This is a genomic window from Microcystis sp. M49636_WE2, from assembly GCF_030065375.1.
GTDB lineage: Bacteria > Cyanobacteriota > Cyanobacteriia > Cyanobacteriales > Microcystaceae > Microcystis > Microcystis aeruginosa_C.
In genome coordinates this window covers 1-3,586 of sequence record NZ_JASJFG010000544.1, presented here as the reverse complement: position 1 = coordinate 3,586, position 3,586 = coordinate 1, and the positions used below count along the sequence as shown (strand labels likewise).

General features: G+C 46.1%; 2 protein-coding genes. Both read right to left on the bottom strand.

Going from position 1 to position 3,586, the window contains the following annotated elements; genetic code table 11:
- Positions 1–159: 159 nt before the first annotated feature.
- The gene (locus PX484_RS12585) at positions 160–1,365 is read right to left on the bottom strand and encodes an argininosuccinate synthase (RefSeq protein WP_194015274.1); all 1,206 of its coding nucleotides are present in this window, start codon (positions 1,363–1,365) and stop codon (positions 160–162) included.
- Positions 1,366–1,635: 270 nt separating this feature from the next.
- A partial coding sequence (locus PX484_RS12580) for a DICT sensory domain-containing protein (RefSeq protein WP_288104096.1) occupies positions 1,636–3,586 on the bottom strand: 1,951 nt, incomplete at its 5' end.

The following is a 3,586-nucleotide window of genomic DNA, read 5'->3' as shown; positions in this document are numbered from 1 at the left end:
TTGGAGTGATTGGGGGGAAAATTTAGGGATTTTTTCCCTGAAAATTAGGTAATTGACCACCTGAAAATGGGTAAAACCCCACACCCCACACCCCACACCCCACACCCTGCCCCCACGAAAAACTTTTTCAGCAGCCCCTACTTAGGGGAGGATTGTTGATTACTTCCCTCTAGTTTTTTCGGCCCAAACTTTGCTGGGTAATCCCCAAACATAGATGAAACCTTCGGCCGCTTTATGATCAAATTGATCCTCGGCTCCGTAGGTAGCTAAATCGGGAGAATAGATAGAATTGACTGACTGACGACCGACCACTTTAGCGTTACCTTTAAACAGTTTCACTCGCACCGATCCCGTTACCTGTTCTTGGGTTTTGAGGATAAAAGCATCGATCGCTTCCTTTAAGGGACTGTACCACAATCCTTTATAAATTAACTGTCCGTAGGTCTCTTCAATTCCCCGTTTATATTGGGTAACATCTCCAGTTAAAGTCAAACTTTCTAAGTCCCGGTGAGCGTCAATTAAAACTAATAAAGCCGGGGCCTCGTAAATTTCTCGGGATTTAATTCCCACTACCCGGTTTTCGATCATATCTAAACGACCAACACCGTGTTTACCCACTAGGTCATTTAATTGACTAATTAGCGTGACAGGATCGAGATTTTCTCCGTTTAAACTGACGGGAATTCCCTGATTAAAACCAATATCGACGTATTCCGGCTCGTTGGGAGTATCGGCGATCGCTTTGGTCATTAAATAGATTTCTTCCGGGGGTTCCGTCATCGGATCTTCCAAGGGACCGGCTTCAATACTGCGCCCCAACAGGTTACGATCGATACTAAAAGGCGAAGATTTTTTCACGGGGGACTCAATCCCGAATTTTTCCCCGTAGGCGATGGTTTCTTCCCGGCTCATGCCCCATTCCCTGGCGGGAGCGAGAACTTTTAAACTAGGATTGAGGGCCATAATGCCCACATCAAAACGCACCTGATCGTTACCTTTGCCAGTGCAACCGTGAGCGACGGCATCGGCCCCGTATTTCTCGGCGGCCTCTACTAATAATTTAGCGATTAAAGGACGAGCCAGGGCGGTAGAAAGGGGATAACGATTTTCGTAGAGAGCATTAGCTTGAATTGAGGGAAAAGCATATTCTTTGACGAATTCTTCCTGAGCATTGACTACTAAGGATTCGATCGCTCCGCAGCGCAGAGCCTTTTCTTGAATCGGTCCTAACTCGTCTCCCTGTCCTAAATCGGCGGCTAGGGTAATCACTTCTTCTACGCCCCATTCCTGTTTGAGATAGGGAATACAAACGGAAGTATCGACTCCTCCGGAATAAGCTAAAACCACTCTCTTGGCGCGTCCCATAATTTTTTCACCTAAAAACGACTAATTGATTACTCTTTTAAGTTTATTATATATCTTGGGTATTTGATGCTTCTTTTTTAATGCTTTTTTATTTAGTTTTTGATGAAGAAAAGGCATAGGAAGTCATACTAAATCCTTTAAGTATATGCTACATATCAGGACAGGCAAAAGGCAAGAGGCAAGAAGCAAAAGGGGGAATACATAATCAGTTTTTAATAACTGGATTTAGTATCACGAGTAAAGAGCCAAAACTAAACGGGCAACTGGCCGCTATTTACGTTTACTAGCAGGACGACGGGAGGATTTTTTCGGAGCGGTATTTGGGGGATTATCGTTAGTTTTATCTTTAAATATTGGAATAGTAAAATGAAACTGACTGCCGTTATTTTTGCCCCTCGATTCTGCCCAAATTTCGCCGCCCCAACCATTAACGATCTGACGACAGATAGCCAGTCCTAAACCGGTTCCCCCGGCACTGCGTCGCAGGGCCCCCTCCTCTTGGTAAAAGCGATCAAAAACCTGTTCTAAAAGATTGGGTTCGATCCCGCGTCCAGTGTCAGAAATGGTTACTTCTAGAGTTTTTGGTTTTCCCGAAGCGACTTCGATCGAGACATTTCCCTCGCGACCGGTAAACTTACAGGCATTATCGAGAAGTTTGGAGAGTAATTCCACCAACCACTCGCCATCGGCTAAAACAAAGGGCAGATTAGGGGGGACAAGATTGATAATTTTTGGGTTTTCGTTGTCGAGATTGCGGGAGTGAACGTGACTGATGGCTAATTCCACACATTCCGATAGGGATAAAGCTTCGGGATTCCAATTAACCCGGCCACTTTCTAACCTGGAAAGAGTTAAAAAATCTTGGATTAATTTACGCATTCGTTCCGCATCTTTCAGGGCAGTATCAAGCATAATTTGGCGCATTTCTGCTGGCATATCCGGTTCCGAGGCCAAACTTTCTAGACAGACTTGAATGGTGGAGAGGGGGGTGCGTAATTCGTGGCCGGTAATGGCGACTAAATTAGAACGAGTGCGATCGAGGGCGGCTAATTGTTCATTTAAATCCTGTAAATTAGCGTAGGCTTCTGCTTGAATGAGGGCGACTCCGATTTGAGTGGCCACCGCATCCACAAGGGCGACATCCTCGCTTTTCCAAGTGGTGGTATAGGGTCCACAGTGATGCAGTTCCAACATTCCCAAGAGACGACTTTGGTAAAAAATCGGCACTAATAACCAAGAATAGATGGAACATTCCCGCACGAGATTTTGAATGGAATCGCCTGGAAGACGGGGATCGTGAATAGCGTCTTCAATTTTCAGGGATTCTCTCAATTCCAGCACTTCCTGAAACAGAGGATTATTTTTCAGAGGCCATTTTTGTCCTTTGATGGAACTAATGCCGGAGTTTAAAAATTCGTGTTCGATGGTGGCGTTAATGTCGGCCTCATGACAACGATAGACCACGCAGCGACAGACTCCCAATCCCTGCCCCAATTTCTGCACTGCCACCTGTAGGATAGCTTCCGGATCGAGGGAACGACGGATCGCCGCTGTCACCGAGTTGATCAGTCTTTCCTTGTGTTCTTTCGATGCCAAGGAACGATTGGCTTTCAGCAGTTTATACTGTCCCGCTTGCAAATAAGTGACCAATCGCTGGACAAAGGGATCCGGTTCCTCTTGATGATCCCTGTCCGTCAGTTCACAGATCAGGTATTCTTCTTGAGCGCGCCTAATTTTCTCCGCCAGTTCGGGACGATAATCGAGAATATGATTTAAAAGAATTTGGGCGGCCTGTTGACTCACATGGCGATCACTTGTCCAAATCCCCTCAAAACGGCGATTATTATCCATAGCTGCCCTATTTTCCTCTTCGGCTACCAGATGGGTTCGTTCCCGACAGATCAAACAACTAGCATAATGGCGACTGATAACCACTAGATGCCATTCTTGGGCTAAACTGTCCTCCGGTTGAAAAGCGATCGTCTCGTAAATGTCGGAACTATGCTTAAAATCGGTTTCTGGGGCTGACAAAACATAAACTTGCCCGCTTTTGTGGGCAATGCGTCGATAGCGATGGGCCTCTTGACGATAAAAGCGCTCACGCTGAAAACTGGCAATCACTAACGGTTGATCGTCTTCCGCTAAAACCTGATCCTCCATGGCGTGGGATAGCGCGGTCAGGGATGCTTTGAAGTACATCTGCGATCGCCATTGGGGGAGT

Bases quoted from the DNA above. Each gene is read 5' to 3' on its own strand.
- PX484_RS12585 (WP_194015274.1), bottom strand. From the start codon at position 1,365: ATGGGACGCGCCAAGAGAGTGGTTTTAGCTTATTCCGGAGGAGTCGAT.